This is a genomic window from Shinella sp. HZN7, assembly GCF_001652565.1.
Taxonomy (GTDB): Bacteria; Pseudomonadota; Alphaproteobacteria; order Rhizobiales; family Rhizobiaceae; genus Shinella; species Shinella granuli.
Map to the genome: position 1 here is coordinate 3,743,120 of NZ_CP015736.1, position 20,447 is coordinate 3,763,566.

The following is a 20,447-nucleotide window of genomic DNA, read 5'->3' on the forward strand; positions in this document are numbered from 1 at the left end:
CCTGTGTTAAATCTGTGCTGCGCAGTTCCAAACCGCTGAGCGCTGCGAAAATACGAAATTAAATCACGTCATGAAGGTGCCAGCGCTGCGGTAAAGCACATAGGCCGCGACAACAAAGATCAGGCCCGCGAAAATCCGGTTCAGGGTGTTCTTGCCGGTCGACAGGCGATTGGCGAGCATCATGCCGGCGATACCGCCTGCAATCCCTCCCGCAATAAACTCAAAGGCAATGGGCCAATCGACGAGGCCGGAAGCGGCATAGTTGAGCGCGGTGGCAAGCCCGAAGCTGCCGACCGCCAGGAGTGAAGAGCCGATTGCATTGATCATCGGCATGCCGGTTGCCAGAATGAGTGCGGGTACGATCAGGAAGCCGCCGCCAATCCCGAAGAAGCCGGATGCCGACCCGGCGGCAAATGCGACGGCGGCCGTGATGAGGCAGGTACGCAGATCCGCAGGACGCTCCAGAGCGGCGCCGGGCTTACGCGGTCGCAGCATCAGGATGCCGACGAGGATCATCAGCAGGCCAAACAAGAAAAGCAGCCGCTGACCGTCGACGAGTTTGCCGAGAGTCGAGCCGGCAAACGCACCGAGCGTTCCGACCCCGGCGAAGACGATCGCGCAGCGCCAGCGGACATTGCCGCTCTTCGCATGGCCGATGAGATTGGCAAAGGCGTTGACGGAAACAGCAAGCGCGCTGGTCCCTATGGCGATATGCGGTTGGGTCACTCCGACCACGTAGAGCAGCAACGGCGTGGCCAGGATCGAGCCGCCGCCGCCGACGAGACCGAGGGAAAAGCCGACGAGGGCGCCCGAAGCGAGCGCCGGGCCGATATTGGCAAGCATGGCTTACCCCTTGCCGGCCAGGAATCGATCATGGGTGACCATTCCGATGAACATGGCGACGGCGAAGATGACTGCGGGGAGCAGGCCAAGCGAGAGTGACGCAATCGCAGGACCCGGGCAGAACCCGGCCAAACCCCACCCGACGCCGAAAATCGCCGAGCCGATGATGAGCGGACTGTCGATGCGGGTCTTGGTCGGCAGATGGAGCTGTGAGTCGAGCAGCGGCTTGTTGATCGCAAAGGCGATCCTGTAACCGATGAAGGCGACGACGACGCCCGCGCCGAGAACGAATATCAGGCTCGGGTCCCAGGCGCCTGTGATGTCGAGGAAGGCCTTCACCTTGGCAGGATTGAGGAGGCCGGAAATGGCGAGGCCGAGCCCGAAGAGCAGGCCGGCGGCAAGACTGGTCAGGATACGCAGCATAGCGGTCATAGCCAGCCTCCGAGCCGCATCGCGAGAACGGTGAGGACCGCCGTCACAAGAAACGTAATCACAGCAGCGAAGGACCGGGGCGACAGCCGGGCCAGGCCCGAAATGCCATGTCCGGAGGTGCAGCCGGAGCCCATGCGCGTACCGAAGCCGACGAGCAGACCAGCGACGATCAAAAGCGGCCAGGACGCAGTCACCACGACCTGCGGCGCATTGCCGAACATGGTGAGGTAGGTCAGCGGGCCGAGAAGAAGGCCGGCGACGAAGGCAATGTCATGGCCGAAGCGCTCGCCGCGATGGCCGAGCAGCCCGCCGACGATGCCGCTGATTCCGGCGATGCGGCCATTGAGCAGCATGAGGAGGCTGGCCGAAAGGCCGATCAGTGCGCCGCCGGCCACGGGAGCGAGATAGGCGTCCATCACCATACTGCCCTCTCAAGCGCGTTGAGCGGAATTTTCAGGTAACGCTTGCCGTTATCTTCGGGTTCGGGAAGCTGGCCGCCGTTGATGTTCACCTGCAACGCATGCAGGATGAGCTTCGGCATCGGCAGGGTCGCGTCGCGCTCCTTGCGCAGTTTGACGAAGCTCTCCTCGGTCTGACCGGCAATGTGCGGATTGAACTTCTTCTGCTCGCCGACCGTGCTCTCCCACCGCGGCTGGCGGCCGTCAGGCTGGTAGTCGTGACCGGTGAAGACTCGGGTCTCGTCCGAAAGGGCGAGAATGTCCTGAATGGACTTCCAGAGCGCTTTTGCGCTGCCGCCAGGGAAATCCGCGCGTGCAGTTCCAGAGTCCGGCATGAACAGGGTGTCGTGGACGAAAGCTGCGTCGCCGATGACATAGGTGATCGAGGCGAGCGTGTGTCCCGGCGAGAACATCACTCTCGCGTCGAGCGCGCCGACCTTGAAGGTATCGTCCGCGAAGAATAACCGGTCCCACTGATGACCATCGGCGGGAAAATCCGGCCAGTTGTAGATTCCCTTCCACAGTTTCTGCACATCGACGACATGCGCGCCGATCGCTGTTGGAGCTCGGGTCTTCTCCTTGAGGTAGCAGGCGGCGGAGAAGTGGTCGGCATGGGGGTGGGTGTCGAGGATCCATTCGACGTTAAGGCCCCGCTCCTTGATGTAGGCGAGGATTCTGTCGGCCTGCGCGGTACTGGTCGATCCGGACTTCTCGTCATAATCGAGTACCGGGTCGATGATCGCGCATTTCTTCGTCGCGGGGTCGGTGACGACATATTGAATGCTGCCGGTCCGCTCTTCGTAAAACCCTTTGACCTCCGGCTTGCCGACGTGCCGATGGGCGGCCAGCCAGTCACGGGCATTGTCGGGCGCAATGCCTAGCTTACCGGCGACGGCTATCAGCTTGTCGTCGCTGAACCCTTCGACGTCGGCATCTCCGGCCAACACCCACATATAGAAGGAGCGCGCACCGGATCGGCAGTGGGCGAGCACCGGACCGTCGGAGGCGACGATCGTCTCCGCGAAGCGCCGCACGTCTTCCGGCCGCATATTGCTGCTGGTTACCGGGATGAAGACATAGTCGAGACCTGCCGCTCTGGCCGCCTCTTCTTCTGCCGCCGATCCAGGCTGCGAACTTTCCTCGCCATCCGGTCGATTGTTGATGATCGTCTTGAACCCACTACGGGCAAGTTCGGCAAAGTCCTCGGGCTGAAGCTGCCCCGCGACGGAAAATTTCTGCGTGACCGGTATCGGTTTCATGGGACGGCTCCTTGACGCTTGTCAATATGAATTACATACTTACATAAAACCAGATATGTAATTCTGCAAGTGGGAGGAATGCCATGGAAGCCGCTCAAGCACTGAATCTGAAACACAGGATCGTTATTGTCGGCGGCGGGGCAGCCGGCATCACAGTGGCGGCCGAGCTCAAGCGCCATGATGCGAAGCTGGACGTTGCGATCGTCGAGCCTTCCGACTCGCATTCCTATCAGCCTGGCTGGACAATGGTCGGCGTGGGCGTCTTTACGCGCCGGCAAACCGAACGCGAGGAGCGAACGCTGATCCCAAAGGGCGTGACGTGGATCAAGGCGGCGGTCAGCGCCTTCGACCCCGACAACAACCTTGTCAGGCTGAGTGATGGTCGATCGCTCGGATACGACTATCTCGTCGCCTGCCCCGGTCTGAAAATCGACTGGGACGCGATCCAGGGGCTGAAGGAAACGCTGGGCAAGAATGGCGTGTGCAGCAACTACCGCGCAGACACGGCCGAATACACATGGCGCCTCATCCAGGAGTTTCAGGGCGGGACGGCGCTGTTCTCCCAGCCGGCGATGCCGATCAAATGCGCCGGTGCGCCCCAGAAGATCATGTACATGATGGCCGATCATCTGCGCCGGCGCGGCAGGCTCGACAGTTCGACGCTGAAATTCTGCCTCGCCGGAGACGCGCTGTTCGGCGTTCCCTTCTTCGTTCCTCCCCTGCAAAAAGCCGTCGACGATTACGGGATCGACGTCTGCTACCGGCACAACCTGATCGCCATCAACGGTCCGGCGAAAGCGGCGCTGTTTTCCGTCACCGACAAGGAGGGTGTGTCGCGCGACGTCGAGATGCGCTTCGACATGATCCATGTCGTCCCGCCGCAGACGGGACTCGATGTCGTGCGGGAAAGCCCGCTGGCCAATGCGGCGGGCTGGATCGAGGTCGATCCGGCAACGCTGCGCCACGCCCGCTATCCGAACGTGTTCTCGCTCGGCGATGCGGCGTCGACCTCGAATGCCAAGACGGCGGCAGCCGTCCGGCTCCAGTCCCCCGTCGTGGTTGCCAATCTGTTGGCCGCCATGCAGGACAAGGCCTTGCCCAAGACATATGACGGTTACGGGTCCTGCCCGCTAACGGTGGCGCTCGGCAAGATCGTGCTTGCCGAGTTTGCCTATGGCGGCAAGGTGACGCCGAGTTTTCCGCTCGATCCCCGCGTGCCCCGCAAGAGCATGTGGTACTTGAAAACGAAGCTCCTGCCCTGGCTGTACTGGTCTCATATGCTGAAGGGCGGCACGATCGACATCAGGCATCGTGAGCGAGGCTGGTGAGACCGTGGCCCTCTCACTTGCCTTCCGCCTGCTTCTTACGTGCGTCCGACACGACCTGCTTGAACCCCTGATAGTCCAGCGTCGACGTCTGGAACGGTCCGACGAGGTAGGCTGGCGTGCCCGAGAAGCCGATGGCGTCGGCCTGAGCCATATTTCGCTGGATGATGGTTTGAATCTCCGTCGACCTATTTTTCATGTCGGCATCCAGGCGAGCCATATCGAGTCCGGCTGCCTGAAGTCCCTGCCGCATCTTGTCTTTGGGAACGCCCACGCCGGGGATCCCCATCAGGGCGTGATGCGCGACATCGTATTTGCCCTGATATTTGGCAGCGAGCGCCATCATGGCCCCATCGATCGAAGTTGGACGGATGACAGGCCAGTCTTTGTAGACGAGCCTGATCTTGCCATCCTCCTTGACGATGCGGTCGAGGTCGGGGGCGGACTTTTTGCAGAATGGGCAATTGTAGTCGAGGAAGGCGACGATCGTCACGTCGCCTTTGGGATTGCCAGCCGTCGGTGCGGCAGGGTCGTTGAGAATCATCTCCTTGGAGACGTCATCGGCCGCCTGCGCAAACGACGCGCGACCTATGAGAGGAATGGTCAATACGGCGCCGCCGATGGCAAGCACGGCGTCGCGGCGCGTGATAGCTGGCATGTAGGATCTCCTTTTGGCCTCGGATCTGACAGGACGAAGCCTGTGCGGCCTGCGATCCACGCCCGCCACCTTAAGGCTGGCTTAAGGTGGGCACCGGATTTCCATTGTTCTGTAGCATCCGGGGTATTGTGCGCATGAGAGTATTGTTGGTCGAAGACGACGCGGTGTTGATGAACGGCTTGCAGGTTGGGCTGGGTCTGGCCGGCTTCACCGTGGACGCCGTCGCCACTTGCGCCGATGCTTCGGCCGCCTTGCGCAGTTCCGCTTTCGACGCGATCGTTCTCGACCTGATGCTACCAGATGGATCGGGGCTGGACGTTCTCGGCGAGATCCGTGGGCGTCAGGTCGCAACGCCGGTGCTGCTGCTGACTGCGCGTGACAGCGTGCCCGACCGCATCGCCGGGCTGGATGCCGGCGCGGACGACTATCTCGGCAAGCCGTTTGATCTGAACGAAGTCGCTGCGAGGCTGCGCGCCCTGACGAGGCGGGGTAACGGGGGCGGGTCTGCCTGTAGGGTCTGGCGGGACCTTCGCCTGGAGCCTTCTACCATGGCAGTCTCGAAATGTGGGGAGGCAGTCCGCCTTTCGCGCCGCGAGTTCTCCATCCTGCACGCCTTGATGGATCGGCCCGGCCAGATCCTGTCAAAATCGCAGCTCGAAGAAAGGCTCTACGGCTGGCAGGAGGATGTGGAGAGTAACACGATCGAGGTTCACATCCACAATCTCAGGCAGAAGCTCGGCCCCGGTATCATCGAGACAGTGCGAGGGGTGGGTTACAAGCTCGCGGAGGATAGTGCATGAGGTCGATCCGCAGCCGGCTGTTCATGATTCTGATGATCACCACTGGCGTCATCTGGATGTCGGCGATCGTCTGGATTTATCTTAGCACGCGTCACGAGGTCGAGAGGGTTCTCGACGCGCGCCTGATCGAAGCGGCGCGCATGGTCAGCTCGCTGATCACCAGCCAGGAGATCGACCCAAAGCGAGCCGCGCAGATACCGACTGTCGAGCCGGCGCTCCACGCTTCCTACGACCGTCAGCTCTCGTGCCAGATTTGGGCGCTTGACGGAACATTGGTCGGGCGCTCCGACGCGGCGCCCGCAACACCTTTGACAGATGGCAGGGATGGATTTTCCGAGACCCTTATCGGAGGCGAAACTTGGCGCGTCTATGCGGTGGTCAACACCGATCTCGGCATGCGAGTCCTCGTCGGAGACAATATGCGCGTTCGAGATCGGCTGGTGGCCGATGTGATCCGGGGTCTGGCACTGCCTGCATTGCTGATCTTGCCGATCCTAGCCGGGCTGATTTGGCTGAGCGTCAGGAAAGGTCTCGGTCCCCTCAACAACATGGCTCACGCGCTGGAGACGCGGTCCGCCTCCGATCTAAGCGCCCTACCGGATGTCGACACGCCTTCCGAGATCAAGCCGGTCATCCGCTCGCTCAACGGTCTCTTCGGGCGGGTGCATGCGGCCCGAGAACGGGAGCGCGATTTTACAGCCTTCGCAGCGCATGAGCTGCGTACGCCGATCGCCGGATTGAAGACCCAGGCGCAGGTGGCGCTCGGGAGCGAGGATCCGGGCATTCGTTCGAACGCCCTGCGTCAGATAGTGGTCGGCGTGGACCGGACGTCTCGGCTGATGCGACAGCTTACCGACCTGACGAATGCCGAAAGGGGCGAGACCGACAGCGACAATCAACGTGTCAATTTGGGCAAATTGGCCAGCCGACTGGCAGATGATATCCGCCAGCACTACCCGGGCGCCGCGCTCATCGAGATCGACGAAAAACTACATGACATAGATCTTGATATCGATCCGTCAGTGTTCATGCTTGCGGCGCGGAATCTCATGGAAAATGCCGTTCTGCATTCCCGCGTTGAAAGCCCTGTCCATTGTGGAGTGCGGCTTGAAGGCGACGGCGTCGCACTGACGATCGATGACAGCGGACCGGGAATACCTGAAGACGAACTGCCCAAGGTTTGCGAGAGGTTCTATCGCGGTCGCAACAAGACCGCGATGGGAAGTGGCCTTGGGCTCGCGATCGCCGACCTCGCGGCGAAGCGGCTCGGCGGGAGCCTGTCCCTGAAAAACCGTCCAGAGGGAGGCTTCCGCGCGGAGCTGCATCTCAACGCCGCTCCGATTTCGACAACGCCCCACGGCGAGTTCCGCCACAACGACGGCGAGCTATCGACCCTCCCGGTTATGGCGGATGCGCAGGGGGATAGGCTCGCTCATGAGAGATAGGCTCGCGAAGCGCCACGAGGCAATCGATGTACGCCATCTCTGCTACTTCGTGGCAGCAGCCGAGCAGGGCAGCTTTAGAAAAGCCGGTGCGGCTTCAGGGGTACAGGAATCGGCGATCAGCCGATCTATACGAGACCTCGAAGATCAGGTTGGCGCCTCACTGTTCCATCGGCGTAGCAGCGGCGTCACCCTCACTTACGCTGGGCAGCGCTTTCTTCCTCAGGCGCGTCGCATTCTTCGGGATATCGGTCACAGCGTCGAGGACGTAGCGAGGATCGGGCGTGTAGAGAACGGACTGCTTAAGATCGGAATATTCTCGTCCCTAGCGTCAGGCTTTCTGGCGGATCTGCTGCTCGCTTACGACAGCGCCCATGCGAAGGTCCATATAGAGTTCATCGAAGGAAATCCTGACGAACATATCGCAGCGGTGCGTCAAATCCAGATCGACGTCGCGTTCCTGACCGGCACACGGGTCTGGCCGGGGTGTGAAACAGACCAGCTTTGGTTCGAACGGGTGTTTGTCGTGCTTCCCGAAGGGCATGCGCTTTCTGAGAAGACGGTGGTGGGCTGGAGTGACCTCACCATGGAGCAATTTATCGTCAGTGATGTCGCACCCGGCCCTGAGATTCACGACTACCTCGTAAAGCGACTTGCTGATCTGGGTCATCATCCGTACATACAGCCTCAGTCAGTCGGGAGAGATAATCTTCTCTCGCTCGTGGCTGTTGGACGTGGACTGACGGTCGTCAGTGAAGCGATGGCGGCAGCACGGCTTCCGGGGATCACCTACCGACCCATTGTCGATGAAATTCTTCCTTTCAGCGCGATTTGGTCTGCTAGGAATGATAACCCGGCATTTCGCAGCTTGCTGAGCATGGCAAGGAAGATGTCGAAATCAGCGATAGCCTACACGATGCTGGTGCTCGCTCTGCCGATTTGAACTGTTGTTCCAAATAGCGCTCGGTCATGCTTCCATATCTCAATTATCTTCTTCTAGGGCAGACGCCGCGCTTTGGCGAACCCACGATCGGTTGCGATGAACCTATCAAGCATTGGAACGATCAAGCGTACCGGATCAGCGACAGATTGGCCCGACTCCCGCGCCAGGACTTCAGCATAAGCGACTAGATCACGGTGGAGCTGTGCGGGCAGCTCCACCGTGACTTTGACGGGCTTATCGTCGGCGATCGGTCCAAGTTTCAGCTTTGCCATAGTCAGCCTCTGTAGGGTTCGAGGACGAGATCGCGCGTGACGATAACGCGAACGGGGAAGCCCGGCCGGATGGTCAACGTCGGTGCGACCTGTAATTGACGCCGGACGATCTGCTGACCGGCGTCGTTTATGGTGTCCTGTGCGCCGTCGCGGATAGCGCGGACCAGGCGGTCCTCATCGCTGACCGCCAGTTCCGTGCCGACCGCGAGCAGTGTGGAAAGACCGGCCGCCTTGGCGAGATCCCACCAGTGATAATCGACACCATCCTCGAGACCGGCATATCCCTGCGTGTCGGCGCCCGGTTGACGTTCGAGGACGATTGACCGGCCGTTCGGGAAGATCAGTCGGTTCCAGACCAACAGAACTCGCCTTTGGCCGAACTGCACATTGTTATCGTATTGACCGATGATCCTCGTCCCCTGCGGAACAAGCAGGCTGCGACCGGTCGGACTGTCGTAGATGTTTTCCGTCACCTGGGCCGTGATTTGGCCTGGAAGATCGGAGCGTATCCCGGTGATGAGCGCTGCCGGGATAACCGCGCCGGCCTGGAGCACGAACGGGGAAGCGGGAGCCATGACGCGATCCGACGAGGTTGTACGGCGGTCGACCGGCCCATTGAGGAAGGCGTTCTGTCGATCCTGGGCGGTTTGCTGGCCTGCTTGACCCGCAAGGCCGGCGAGATCGACACCGGGAATGCCGGGTGTGGCAGAACCTCCCGGCGCCGCCGGGGTCATGCCCGGCTGGGTCTGAAAGAAGACTCGCGACGTGCGCGCGGCCTCCTCTTCCGCAATGCGGCGTTGTTCGGCTTCGTCGACGGTCGGCGTCGTGATCGTCGGAGGAACGACGGGCTGGCCGCGATTCTGCGCGTCGAGAATAGGTCGTCCGAGATCGCCTGGTAAGGGCGGGCCGAGAACAGGCCCTGTGTAGTCCCGCGGCAATCCGGCGAGACCATCTGCGGTCTGGCGGTTGGCGGTCGAATAAAGCTCCTCCCCGTCGCGGCCGGCGTTCCGGGTCTGGAGTGCGTAAATCAGCGCGCCGCCTATACCGACCAAAGCGACGGCGGTGACGCTCGCAAGCACCTTGCGCGACAGCCGAGTTACGCGCGGCGGCTCCGCCCGCAGGCGCATCGGAGCCCTCGTATTGCTGTTTTCCTCGCTCATGACGCGGGCCTCCCGTCGGTACGGACAATCCTCACCGTTTGCTGCTTGTCACCGCTGCCGAGGCGCAATTCGGCCGCGCCGAACAGACGATCGACGATCAGGATGTGTCGGTGGACGCGGGTGTTGGCGATTTGGGCCTCTCCCTCCGGCCCGATCACGAAGATCGGCGGCATCTCGCCTTGGACGATGCCTCGCGGAAACTCGATGTAGACGCGCCGGCCGTCGTCATAGACGGAGACGGGCTTCCAGGGCGGGTTGCCGCCGCTCAGGCCATAGCGGTAGTTGCGGGAGGCGACGGCTGGAATGACCGGGGTCGCGGGGATGGTCTGGCCCTGTCCGCCTCTTGGCTGCGGGTATGACCACGCCACCGAAGGCATATAGGGCTTAGCGCCTGAGCGCAGTTCGATCATGTAGACGCGGCGATCGGTCGTTACGACAAGGTTCGTCGATATGTCGGCGCGGCTCGGTTTCACGAGGATGTGGACACGTCGGGTCGTGCCGCTGCCGCTCTCGGTGTCGCCGATGATCCAGCGCGCGGTATCGCCGGCCGCGATCGGGCCGGCTCCGGTCAGGCTCTCGCCCGGCTCCAGCGCGATGTTTGTGATCTGCCCTGGCGCAGCATAGACCTGATAGAGAGCGCCTTCCGACCACGGGTAGACCTGGATGGCGTTGAAATAGCCCTCCCGGCGCGGCTGCACGCGAGCGGCGGCATTGGCGTTTTCGACGCGGGCGGTGGGCGTGCCGGCGGCCGTACCCCCTTTCGCCGGTGTCCAGCCCGGAGGGATATGGATCGGGCGCGGCCGATCGTCGGTGACAGCCACGGGCACGGCCGGCAACGCTGGCACATCGCGATCGTAGCTGATCTCCGGCGGCTTCTGTGGCGTCGCGCAGCCGGCCAACGTAGTGGCGGAAAGAAGCAGAACCGGAAGCACGGATTTACGGAAAGCCGGAATGCCGGGGTTGCGGAAAGCCGATTTCATTGGCTCATCTCCCGCGACCAGTTGATGGCGTTGACATAGATTCCCAGCGGATTGACCTTTATCCGGTCGGCATCGCGCGGAGGCTGGATCACGATGGTCAGGATCGCAGTCCATCGTTCGGTTCTGGAGAGCTGGCCATTCTCGAAATGCCGCTCCGTCCAAGCGACACGGAAGCTGTCGGGCGATGCCCGAATGACGCTGGAGACCTCGACGGCGATCTGCTGCTTGCCGACTTTGGTGAACGGGTCGTTGGCGCGGGCGTAGTCATTCAGTGCCGCGGCGCCGCGATCCGTCGTCCATTCGTAAGCTCGGAGCCAGTTCTGCCGGACGATGATCGGGTCGGCCGGAATGCTCCGCGTTTGTTCGATGAAGCGCGCGAGGTGCCAGGCGACTTGCGGATCGGTCGGGCGGAAATCAGCGGTGGCGGGCGCGACCGCCTGCGCCTGGCCGAGATTGTCCACCTGAACAACCCATGGCACGACGGTTCCACGCGCCGACTGGTAGACCAGGGCGGCGCCAAATCCGGCGGAGAGGATCAGAGAGCCGAACGCCATATAGCGCCAGTTTCGGGCCTGCACGCGAGCCGAGCCGATGCGCTCGTCCCAGACTTGCGCAGCTTTTTGATAAGGCGTCTCCGGTTGGGGTGTTTTACCGTAGTGAACGGCGGGCCTTTTGAAGAGATTCATGAGCGATCACTTTCAGAGAGATTTACGGATGCGCCGGACCCGTGGCTGTCGCCGGAACGGACGGCATGCGCGGCGGCGCTGACGCCGTGGGAGGCATGGCGACCGCGCTTCATGCGCTGAGCCCATGCGGGGGGCTGGTCAGTCGTTGTGGCGGGCGCGACGGAAGAAGGCTCCGCCTCGCCGCCTACCGACCCCATCGTGGATGTGCCGCCGGTGGCATCGAAGCCGGCGCGGGCGCCGTCGGAGAAGCTGGATTTCATGCTCTCGGACGCGCGCGAAGCCGCTCGACGTAAAGGCGACGTGGCGGCCGATCCGGCAGCGCGCGCAACACCGCCGACGCCGGACGCCACACCCGAAGCGCCGGACTGTCCCATGGAGCCGAGCGTGTAAGCCGACGATGCCGCTCCGGCCGCCGCAGCTCCACCACGGGCGACCGCGGCTCCGCCGGAGAGAAGCGCTGCGCCGCCTCTCGCGGCAAGCATAGCGCCGCCCCCGGCGGCCAGCGCCGCGCCGCCCACGGCGAGACCGGTGCCGACCGCAGCGCCAGCGCCAAGCTGCGGGCCGCCGCTGACGAGACCAGACGCGATGCCGGGTCCAAAGATTCCGAGGCCGACGAGTGAGAGCGCGGCGAGCACGACCGCCATGGCGTCGTCGATGCTCGGGGTCTGGCCACCGAAGCCTTGGGTGAACTGGCTGAACAGCGTCGAACCGATGCCGACGATGACGGCGAGAACGAGGACCTTGATGCCGCTGGAGATCACGTTGCCAAGCACGCGCTCGGCCATGAACGCGGTCTTCCCGAAGAGGCCGAACGGGATCAGCACGAAGCCCGCCAACGTGCTCAATTTAAACTCGATCAGAGTCACGAACAGTTGGACGCTGAGAATAAAGAATGCGAGGATGACGAGCGCCCAGGCAAAGAGCAGGCAGGCGATCTGGATGAAATTCTCGAAGAACGCAATCCAGCCCATCAGATCGGAGATGGATTCGAGCAGCGGCCGTGCCGCGTCGAGACCGGTCTGCGCCACCTTGCCGGGGCGGAGGAGATCCTGTGCGGTGAAGCCGGTCCCGGAGGCTTTTAGACCGAGACCCGAGAAGCTGTCGAAGACGATCTTCGCGAGATTGTTCCAATTGGATATTAAGTAGGCGAACACTCCGACAAACAAAGTCTTTTTGACCAAGCGTGCGATGATGTCGTCATCGGCGCCCCAGCTCCAGAACAGAGCCGCGAGCGTTACGTCGATGACGATCAGCGTGGTCGCAACGAATGTCACCTCGCCGCTGAGCAGACCGAAGCCGCTGTCGATGTATTGGGTGAATGTCCCAAGAAAGCTGTCGATTACCCCCGAGCCACCCATGAATCACCGCCTGTCGCTTGAGGACGGCGATACCGGAGCAATCGGACGGCCGAGGAATCGATCGCGTGTCTCGGCCCAGACGCGCAGGCATTCGGCGTCACTCGCGGCCTGCTGACCAAGCTGCTGGCACCGGCGTTGGCCCTCGCGCAGCGGGTCGCGCGCGGGCTCGATGATGCGCGCCGACGGTCCCGCCGGCGCGTCGTCCTTGCGAGTCATCTCCACGACCGCCGCCGTGATGGCGACCGCGACGAATATGACAGCGCCCAGCCGGGCCAGCATCTTGCTGTCCATGACAGTGCTCCTTTCTGGCCTCAGTTGCCGTTGAACATCCGCGCGCTGCCGGGCTGATACCCGGAGCCGGGCGTCAGAAACCGGCGGCGCTGTTCGCGCCCCTGTTCGGCGGCGGCGGTGCGCTCGGCTTCGGTCAGCGCGCCCGATCGGCCGTTGGCGGCGAGCAGCGCGACCAGATCAGAAAGCTGCTGCGACTGGAGGGCGAGGAGCTGGTTGCCGGCTTGCGTCGCCTGAAGCGCGCCGGTCGCGCCCTGGCTCTGGTTCACCAGTTCGCTCATCTGCGTGCGGTTGGTGTCGATGTTGCCGACGACGCCGGCCTGTACGCGCATCGCGTCCTGCAAGCTGCCGACGGTGTTCTGCCAGCGGGTACGCGCGGCGGTGACGAGATGCTGGTCGCTCGCCGACATCGAGACACTGCCGTATTGCTGCTGGAACACCTGATCGATGTTCTGCACGTCGAAGGCGATGTTCTGCGCCTGCTTCAGGAGCTGCTGGGTCTTCTGAACGTTCTGCTGAAGCGTCTGGAGCGAGGAGAACGGCAGGTTCGCAAGGTTCTTCGCCTGGTTGATGAGCATGGTCGCCTCGTTTTGAAGCGAGGTGATCTGGTGGTTGATCTGCTCCAGAGTGCGCGCCGCCGTCAGCACATTCTGCGCGTAGTTGGTGGGGTCGTAGACGATCCTCCAGGCATATGCAGGCGAGATTGCGAGTGGCGAGACCGCGAGTGGCATGGCCAGCATGGTCGCGGCGAGAACCACGGAGGATTTGCGAAGTAGATGGATGCTCATGGCTGAAGCTCCTTTCCGGTTTTGGGGATGAGCGTTGGGAAATTCGGGAGCAGGTCGATCGCCCAACCGACCTCGCGGGCCTCGAGCCAGGCGGCGAGGAAGCCCTCGCGGCCATGGTCGGCGACAAGGTTGGCAATCAGGGTCTGATCCGACTTCGAGGATGCGGCACAGAGCGCGAGACCGAGTTCGCTCAGGCCGAGCTCGAACAGCCGGTTCCCGCGGCGAGACTGGCAGTAATAGTCCCGCTTCGGCGTCGCCCGCGCGAGGATCTCGATCTGCCGGTCGTTGAGTCCGAACCGCCGGTAGATTGTCGTGATCTGCGGTTCGATAGCGCGTTCGTTCGGCAAGAGCAGTCGCGTAGGGCAGCTCTCGATGATCGCCGGAGCAATGTCCGAATTATCGATATCGGACAGCGATTGCGTGGCAAAGATGACCGAGGCGTTCTTCTTTCTCAGTGTCTTCAGCCATTCACGGAGCTGGCCAGCAAATCCCTCGTCATCGAGGGCAAGCCAGCCCTCGTCGATGATGAGCAGCGTCGGGCGGCCGTCGAGCCTATCGCCGATACGATGGAATAGGTAAGCGAGGACAGCGGGTGCCGCGCCAGTGCCGACAAGGCCCTCGATCTCGAACGCCTGCACGTCGGCTGAGCCGAGGTGTTCGGTCTCCGCGTCAAGCAGCCGCCCATACGGGCCGCCGACGCAATAGGGACGAAGCGCCTGCTTCAGATCGTTCGACTGGAGCAGAACGTGGAGGCCCGTGATCGTCCGCTCATCCATCGGCGCGGAGGCAAGCGAGGTGAGCGCGGTCCAGATATGCTCCTTTGCTTCGGGCGTGATCGTGATGCCCTCGCGGGAGAGGATCGCGACGATCCAGTCGGCGGCCCAGGCGCGCTCGTATGTGTCGTGAATGAGGGCGAGCGGCTGAAGCGATACGGAGACGTCCGAACCTTCGGTGAGACCGCCGCCGAGATCATGCCAATCACCGCCCATGGCGAGTGCGGCTGCCCGGATCGAGCCGCCGAAATCGAAAGCAAAGACCTGGCTGCGCGCGTAGCGACGGAACTGCAAGGCCATAAGGGCAAGCAGCACGGACTTGCCCGCACCGGTCGGGCCGACGACCAGGGTATGACCGACGTCGCCCACATGCAGAGACAACCGGAACGGGGTCGAGCCTTCGGTCTTGCCATAGAGCAAGGGGGGCGCATCGAAGTGCTCGTCCCGTTCCGGCCCCGCCCACACGGCGCTCAGGGGGATCATGTGGGCAAGATTGAGTGTCGAGATCGGCGGCTGGCGGACGTTGGCGTAGGCATGGCCGGGCAAGCTGCCGAGCCATGCGTCCACGGCGTTGACGGTCTCGATCATGGCGGTGAAGTCGCGACCCTGGATAACCTTCTCGACCAGCCGCAATTTCTCGTCGGCAAGGCGTGGGTCGGCGTCCCAGACGGTGATGGTCGCGGTGACGTAGGCCAGCCCCGCCACGTCGGCGCCGAGCTCCTGAAGGGCGAGATCGGCGTCCGCCGCCTTGTTCGCCGCGTCGGTATCAACGAGCACGGACTGCTCGTTGGTCATCACCTCCTTGAGGATTGCGGCAATCGACTTTCGCTTGGCGAACCACTGCCGACGAATCTTCGTTAGGAGTTTCGTCGCGTCGGTCTTGTCGAGCAGGATCGCCCGCGTCGACCAGCGATATGGGAAGGCCAGCCGGTTGAGGTCGTCCAGCAATCCAGGCGTTGTTGCCGTCGGGAATCCGATGATGGTCAGCACGCGCAGATTCTGCTCGCCAAGGCGCGGCTCCAGCCCGCCGGTCAGCGGCTGGTCAGCCAGAAGCGCGTCGAGGTAGACCGGCGCTTCGGGGACGCGGACGCGATGGCGCTTCGTAGAGATCGTCGAATGCAGGTAGGTCAGGGTCTCGCCGTCATCGAGCCAGCGGCAGGACGGCATGAAGCCGTCGAGAAGCGCCAGCACGCGGTCGGTGCGGTCGGAAAAGGCCCGTAGGATCTCATGCGGGTCGATGCCCGAACGTTCGCGGCCTTCGTACAGCCATGCCTCGGTGCGCGCGGCTTCCTCCGCCGGCGGAAGAAACAGGAAGGTCAGGAAGTAGCTCGACACAAAATGCGCGCCCGCTTCCTCGAAATCGGCCTTTCGTTCGGCGTCGACCAGACCAGATGCCTGATCGGGAAAGCTACTGTCCGGATAGGTGCCGGCCTCGTGGCGCTGCGCCTCGACGAAGATGCTCCAGCCCAATCCAAGTCGACGGAAGGCGTTGTTGATGCGGCTGGCGACGGCGACCAACTCGGCCGCGACAGCGGAATCGAGATCGGGACCCCGAAACCGGGCAGTGCGCTGGAACGAACCGTCCTTGTTGAGCACGACGCCGGGAGCAACGAGAGCGACCCAGGGCAGATAGTCGGCGAGACGCGACGCTGATCGGCGATATTCGGCAAGGTTCATCATCGACGGCGCCTCCCTCAAACCGCAAGATGGCCAGGGATGCGAAGGTGCCTGCGGCCGACCTCCACAAAGAGCGGATCGCGGCGGGCGGCCCACACGGCAATGAAGTGGCCGATCGCCCAGATGGCGAGCCCGACCAGCCAGAGCCGCAGGCCGAGGCCGACCGCGCCGGCGAGCGTGCCGTTCATGATGGCGATCGACCGCGGGGCGCCGCCGAGCAGAATGTGCTCGGTCAGGGCGCGGTGGACGGGAACCGTGTAACCCGGCACGGCGTCCAGTTGCTCGAACGCGGCTGGCATCAGATGAGCGCCCCGCCGCCAAACGAGAAGAACGACAGGAAGAAGCTTGACGCGGCAAACGCGATGCTCAAGCCGAAGACGATCTGGATCAACCTGCGAAATCCGCCACTCGTATCGCCGAAGGCGAGCGCGAGGCCGGTGGCGATGATGATGATCACGGAGACTATTTTTGCGACCGGCCCTTCGATCGACTGGAGGATTTGTTGAAGCGGCTGCTCCCACGGCATTGACGAGCCGGAGGCGAAAGCCGGCGGCGTAGCGGCCAGCATCATGATGGTGATGAGCGCGGTCGACGCGGCAAGGCGCTTCCGGTCGCTGCGCAGGATCGTGCCGGACGGCGCGTCTGCCGGACGCCGTAGGGTCGATAGGATCGACAGCTTCAACACATTCGGAATGACAGGCGACATCATTCTGTTTCTCCATTCGGGGTGGTTGCGGGGGTGATGCAGTAGTCGCCGTCGGGGCCGAGCCCTTCGACGCGTGCGAGTTCGGCCAGCCGGCGCGACGAGCCGCGCCCAGCGAGGACGGCAACGATGTCGATGGTCTCGGCGATCAGCGCTCGGGGAACGGTGACGACGGCTTCCTGGATGAGCTGCTCGAGACGGCGCAACGCGCCGATGCCGGAGCCGGCGTGGATCGTACCGATGCCGCCGGGATGGCCAGTGCCCCAAGCCTTCAGGAGGTCGAGGGCTTCGGAACCGCGTACTTCGCCGATCGGAATACGGTCGGGCCGCAGGCGCAGCGAGGACCGGACGAGATCGGAGAGCGTCGCCACGCCGTCCTTCGTCCGCATGGCGACGAGGTTTGGCGCGGCGCATTGCAGCTCGCGCGTGTCCTCGATGATGACGACGCGATCCGCGCCCTTGGCGACTTCGGCAAGAAGCGCGTTCGTCAATGTGGTTTTGCCGGTGCTGGTGCCGCCGGCGACGAGGATATTGGCGCGGGATGCGACAGCCGTTCGCAGCATTGCGGCGTGATCGGCCGTCATGATCTCGGCCGCCACGTAGTCATCGAGTGTGAAAACGGCGACCGCGGGCTTGCGGATGGCGAAAGCGGGCGACGCGACGACGGGAGGCAGCAAGCCTTCAAATCGCTCGCCCGTTTCGGGCAGTTCGGCAGACACGCGAGGGGAGCGCGCATGCACTTCGGCGCCGACATGGTGAGCGACGAGGCGCACGATGCGTTCACCATCGGCGGCCGTCATCGTCTCGCCCGTATCGGCCAGTCCTTCGGAAAGGCGATCCACCCAGATGCGGCCGTCGGGGTTCAGCATGACCTCGACCACGGCCGGTTCTTCCAGAAACCGGGCGACGGCGGGTCCGAGCGCGGTGCGCAGCATGCGAGCGCCGCGCTGAATCGCTTCCTGTCTCTGGTAAGTGGATGCCATATCGTCCCCATTTCTCGTGGGGACGCGACAGATGCCCCCGGATCGGGGATGATTAAAAGAGCCCGAAATCGGACCGATTCAACAAGTTTCGGTCGTAGTAGTAGCGTGGCGAGCAAATACAGGGGAACGGCGGTCCCGCCCTATCCTTGAACTTGTCGGCGTCACTCCCAGATGCCGCGCGCGAGAACGTCACGGACCCGATTCGGGGACATCCTCGGAAATCTCCTGACGCAGCTTCGGCCCCTGCGCCAAGCGCCGACCCAGGGCCGTGATGAACGCCTCATAACGCTCGCTGGATTTGGCTCGCGCCGCTTGGGCCGCCGGCTCCGGCAATGCGGGCGTCGTGGTGATCCAGAACCTGATGAACACCGCCAGCGTCTCGACAGCGATGCCGACATCGCGTTCGAGGCGGGTCATGCGACGGTCAAGCTGGTCGAGGCGTTTTGAAATGATCGCCTCTCGCCGTTCGGCATCGTCCGGCGATAGAAATGACGCGATCGCGGCTTCGGCGACTATGGATTGTGACTGATCCCGACGCGCGGCGAAATCCGCGAGGGTCTTCTCGACTTCCGGGTCCAGATAGATCGTGGTCTTTTTCTTTTTTCTGCGACTGGTCATGGCGACTACAGCTCCATGCCGTCGTTGGGATCAAGCGAGACTTGGCGGGCGATGCCCTGCATCTGCCGGATCATGCGCCGGTTGCGCACGGCCTCCTCCTCGGCGTCATCCGGAAGGTCGATCTCGAATTCGTTTTCGATGGGCGCCTTCTTCTCGACCGGCTTCGCGCGGCTGAGCTCAGGTTGCAGCCGCCGTTCGGAGTCCGTCGGGTCGTCATTGTCGGATCGATCTGTTGCTTGCCCGTTCACCACGTCCGGTCGCGGCGGGACCGGCAGGCCGCTCCAGTCATCCGGGCCGGTCCGATCGGGCCGCTTCAGGTCGGCCGGGGAAAGCAGGCGCTCGCGGAAGCGGGCATCCTCATAGTAACGCGCCTTCTTCGCCTGGATCGGCGGAATACCGGCAACCATGATGATCTCGTCGGTCGGCGGAAGCTGCATGATCTCGCCGGGCGTGAGCAACTGTCGGGCGGTTTCAGAGCGGGACACCATCAGATGGCCGAGCCAGGGCGATAGGCGGTGCCCGGCATAGTTCTTCATCGCTTTCATCTCGGTGGAGGTGCCGAGGGCATCGCTCACCCTTTTCGCGGTCCTTTCGTCGTTCGTCGCAAAGCTGACGCGGACGTGGCAGTTGTCGAGGATCGAATTGTTCGGCCCGTAGGCTTTCTCGATCTGGTTCAGCGATTGCGCGATCAGGAAGGATTTCAGCCCGTACCCCGCCATGAAGGCCAGCGCGGTCTCGAAGAAATCCAGTCGTCCGAGCGCCGGAAACTCGTCCAGCATGAGCAGGAGGCGGTGCCGGCTTCCCCCGGCCTGAAGATCCTCGGTCAGGCGGCGGCCGATCTGATTGAGCAGCAGTCGGATCAGCGGCTTGGTGCGGTTGATATCAGAGGGCGGCACGACGAGGTAGAGCGTCGTCGGTCTCTCGCCGCCCACGATGTCACGGATCCGCCAATCGCATCGGCGCGTCACCTCCGCCACCACCGGGTCGCGGTACAGGCCAAGAAACGACATGGCCGTGGAAAGCACGCCCGAGCGCTCGTTGTCGGATTTGTTGAGAAGCTCGCGCGCGGCACTGGCGACGACGGGGTGCGGGCCGACCTCGCTGAGATGCGCGGTCTTCATCATGGCGCGCAACGTCGACTCCACCGGCCGTTTCGGATCGGACAGAAAGTTCGCCACGCCGGCAAGCGTCTTTTCCGGCTCGGCATAGAGGACATGCAGGATCGCGCCGACGAGAAGCGAATGGCTGGTTTTTTCCCAGTGGTTCCGTTTGTCGAGCGAGCCTTCGGGATCGACCAGGATGTCGGCGATGTTCTGGACGTCGCGCACCTCCCATTCGCCGCGGCGGACCTCGAGCAGCGGATTGTAGGCCGAGGATTTGGGGTTCGTCGGGTCGAACAGCAGCACTCGGCCATGGCGCGAACGGAAGCCCGATGTGAGCTGCCAGTTTTCGCCCTTGATATCGTGGACGATGGCCGAGCCCGGCCAGGTCAGGAGCGAGGGTACGACTAGGCCGACGCCCTTGCCCGAGCGGGTCGGCGCAAAGCACAGCACATGCTCCGGCCCGTCATGGCGCAGATATTCGCGCTCGTAGCGGCCGAGCACGACGCCGTCGGGATTGAGCAGGCCGGCAGCCTTGACCTCGGTCTTCTCGGCCCATCGCGCGGACCCATAGGTCGCAACATTCTTCGCCTCTCGCGCTCGCCAGACCGACATGCCGATGGCGACCGCGATGGCAATGAACCCGCCCGAGGCCGCAATCATCCCGCCGGTCGCGAAGATGCTGGGCGCGTAGGCGTCGTAGAAGTACCACCACCACATGATGGCCGGCGGCGGGTAAACCGGCATGCCGAACAGGTTGAACCAGGCCGGCCCGAGCTGCGCCTGAAACCCGAGGCTCCACGCGACATACTGGGTCGCGCCCCATGTGGTCGAGATGATGATGAGGAAGACGATCGTGATCTGTCCCCAAAGGATTTTGGTCGCGGACATGGCGATGCTC

The 20,447-nt window shown here is 63.1% G+C and carries 22 protein-coding genes; 4 read left to right on the forward strand and 18 right to left on the reverse strand.

From position 1 onward, the window contains the following. Positions 1 to 63 precede the first annotated feature (63 nt). From shn_RS18015 to blh, 4 genes are read right to left on the reverse strand one after another with little or no spacing between them, the layout of a single operon-like run. Positions 64 to 843 carry a sulfite exporter TauE/SafE family protein gene (locus tag shn_RS18015; protein WP_064331631.1) on the reverse strand — a complete coding sequence of 260 codons (780 nt, stop codon included), beginning with the start codon at positions 841 to 843 and terminating at the stop codon, positions 64 to 66. A 3-nt stretch (positions 844 to 846) separates the two neighbouring features. Continuing rightward, positions 847 to 1,275, reverse strand: a complete 429-nt coding sequence (locus shn_RS18020; protein ID WP_064331632.1) for a YeeE/YedE family protein — start codon at positions 1,273 to 1,275, stop codon at positions 847 to 849. Further along, positions 1,272 to 1,691 carry a YeeE/YedE family protein gene (locus shn_RS18025; RefSeq protein ID WP_145926029.1) on the reverse strand — a complete coding sequence of 140 codons (420 nt, stop codon included), beginning with the start codon at positions 1,689 to 1,691 and terminating at the stop codon, positions 1,272 to 1,274. The genes shn_RS18020 and shn_RS18025 overlap by 4 nt, the downstream gene beginning before the upstream one ends. Beyond that, positions 1,691 to 2,992 carry a bifunctional sulfur transferase/dioxygenase Blh gene (gene blh, locus shn_RS18030; protein WP_064331634.1) on the reverse strand — a complete coding sequence of 434 codons (1,302 nt, stop codon included), beginning with the start codon at positions 2,990 to 2,992 and terminating at the stop codon, positions 1,691 to 1,693. The genes shn_RS18025 and blh overlap by 1 nt, the downstream gene beginning before the upstream one ends. Before the next feature lie 83 nt (positions 2,993 to 3,075). Between blh and shn_RS18035 the strand changes: the two genes are divergently transcribed. Beyond that, the gene (locus tag shn_RS18035; protein WP_064331635.1) at positions 3,076 to 4,320 is read left to right on the forward strand and encodes an FAD/NAD(P)-binding oxidoreductase; all 1,245 of its coding nucleotides are present in this window, start codon (positions 3,076 to 3,078) and stop codon (positions 4,318 to 4,320) included. A gap of 13 nt (positions 4,321 to 4,333) precedes the next feature. Here the strand turns inward: shn_RS18035 and shn_RS18040 are convergent, their stop codons facing one another. After that, positions 4,334 to 4,975, reverse strand: coding sequence for a DsbA family protein (locus shn_RS18040; RefSeq protein WP_064331636.1), 642 nt, complete (start codon positions 4,973 to 4,975; stop codon positions 4,334 to 4,336). A 134-nt stretch (positions 4,976 to 5,109) separates the two neighbouring features. Here shn_RS18040 and shn_RS18045 point away from each other — a divergent pair, with 134 nt between their 5' ends. Genes shn_RS18045 through shn_RS18060 form a run of 3 tightly spaced genes read left to right on the forward strand, consistent with a single transcriptional unit; the run spans position 5,110 to position 8,160 of the window. Further along, complete coding sequence (locus shn_RS18045) at positions 5,110 to 5,775, forward strand: response regulator (protein WP_064332688.1); 666 nt, start codon at positions 5,110 to 5,112, stop codon at positions 5,773 to 5,775. Next, positions 5,772 to 7,220, forward strand: a complete 1,449-nt coding sequence (locus tag shn_RS35115) for an ATP-binding protein (RefSeq protein WP_084438144.1) — start codon at positions 5,772 to 5,774, stop codon at positions 7,218 to 7,220. The genes shn_RS18045 and shn_RS35115 overlap by 4 nt, the downstream gene beginning before the upstream one ends. Further along, a complete protein-coding gene (locus tag shn_RS18060) occupies positions 7,210 to 8,160 on the forward strand; it encodes a LysR family transcriptional regulator (protein WP_206362187.1) in 951 nt (316 codons plus the stop codon). Before shn_RS35115 ends, shn_RS18060 begins: the two co-directional genes overlap by 11 nt. Positions 8,161 to 8,213: 53 nt before the next feature. On the opposite strand, the gene shn_RS18065 is transcribed toward shn_RS18060, so the two are convergent. The 13 genes from shn_RS18065 to shn_RS18125 form a co-directional block, all read right to left on the reverse strand. Further along, positions 8,214 to 8,432: a DUF2274 domain-containing protein gene (locus shn_RS18065; RefSeq protein WP_064331640.1), complete on the reverse strand. Its 219-nt coding sequence runs from the start codon at positions 8,430 to 8,432 to the stop codon at positions 8,214 to 8,216. Positions 8,433 to 8,434: 2 nt separating this feature from the next. Further along, positions 8,435 to 9,592: a TrbI/VirB10 family protein gene (locus shn_RS18070; protein WP_064331641.1), complete on the reverse strand. Its 1,158-nt coding sequence runs from the start codon at positions 9,590 to 9,592 to the stop codon at positions 8,435 to 8,437. Continuing rightward, on the reverse strand, positions 9,589 to 10,572 hold the full coding sequence (gene trbG / locus shn_RS18075; RefSeq protein ID WP_064331642.1) for a P-type conjugative transfer protein TrbG: 984 nt from the start codon (positions 10,570 to 10,572) through the stop codon (positions 9,589 to 9,591). The genes shn_RS18070 and trbG overlap by 4 nt, the downstream gene beginning before the upstream one ends. After that, positions 10,569 to 11,258, reverse strand: a complete 690-nt coding sequence (trbF, locus tag shn_RS18080) for a conjugal transfer protein TrbF (RefSeq protein ID WP_064331643.1) — start codon at positions 11,256 to 11,258, stop codon at positions 10,569 to 10,571. Before trbF ends, trbG begins: the two co-directional genes overlap by 4 nt. Continuing rightward, positions 11,255 to 12,616 (reverse strand): P-type conjugative transfer protein TrbL, encoded by a 1,362-nt coding sequence (gene trbL / locus shn_RS18085; protein ID WP_064331644.1) that lies wholly within the window; start codon positions 12,614 to 12,616, stop codon positions 11,255 to 11,257. Before trbL ends, trbF begins: the two co-directional genes overlap by 4 nt. Positions 12,617 to 12,619: 3 nt before the next feature. Further along, positions 12,620 to 12,907 (reverse strand): putative entry exclusion protein TrbK-alt, encoded by a 288-nt coding sequence (gene trbK-alt, locus shn_RS18090; RefSeq protein WP_064331645.1) that lies wholly within the window; start codon positions 12,905 to 12,907, stop codon positions 12,620 to 12,622. 20 nt (positions 12,908 to 12,927) lie between these two features. Then, a complete protein-coding gene (gene trbJ / locus shn_RS18095; RefSeq protein WP_064331646.1) occupies positions 12,928 to 13,692 on the reverse strand; it encodes a P-type conjugative transfer protein TrbJ in 765 nt (254 codons plus the stop codon). Beyond that, a complete protein-coding gene (gene trbE, locus shn_RS18100; protein ID WP_064331647.1) occupies positions 13,689 to 16,145 on the reverse strand; it encodes a conjugal transfer protein TrbE in 2,457 nt (818 codons plus the stop codon). The genes trbJ and trbE overlap by 4 nt, the downstream gene beginning before the upstream one ends. Before the next feature lie 14 nt (positions 16,146 to 16,159). Next, entirely contained in the window at positions 16,160 to 16,441 is a 282-nt protein-coding gene (locus shn_RS18105) for a VirB3 family type IV secretion system protein (RefSeq protein WP_064331648.1), read from the reverse strand. Beyond that, a complete protein-coding gene (locus shn_RS18110; RefSeq protein WP_371328570.1) occupies positions 16,441 to 16,851 on the reverse strand; it encodes a TrbC/VirB2 family protein in 411 nt (136 codons plus the stop codon). The genes shn_RS18105 and shn_RS18110 overlap by 1 nt, the downstream gene beginning before the upstream one ends. Further along, positions 16,848 to 17,828 carry a P-type conjugative transfer ATPase TrbB gene (gene trbB / locus shn_RS18115; protein WP_064331649.1) on the reverse strand — a complete coding sequence of 327 codons (981 nt, stop codon included), beginning with the start codon at positions 17,826 to 17,828 and terminating at the stop codon, positions 16,848 to 16,850. The genes shn_RS18110 and trbB overlap by 4 nt, the downstream gene beginning before the upstream one ends. Positions 17,829 to 18,017: 189 nt before the next feature. Then, on the reverse strand, positions 18,018 to 18,446 hold the full coding sequence (locus shn_RS18120; protein ID WP_064331650.1) for a hypothetical protein: 429 nt from the start codon (positions 18,444 to 18,446) through the stop codon (positions 18,018 to 18,020). Positions 18,447 to 18,451: 5 nt separating this feature from the next. Continuing rightward, positions 18,452 to 20,437, reverse strand: coding sequence for a conjugal transfer protein TraG (locus tag shn_RS18125; protein ID WP_064331651.1), 1,986 nt, complete (start codon positions 20,435 to 20,437; stop codon positions 18,452 to 18,454). Between the last annotated feature and the right edge of the window lie 10 nt (positions 20,438 to 20,447).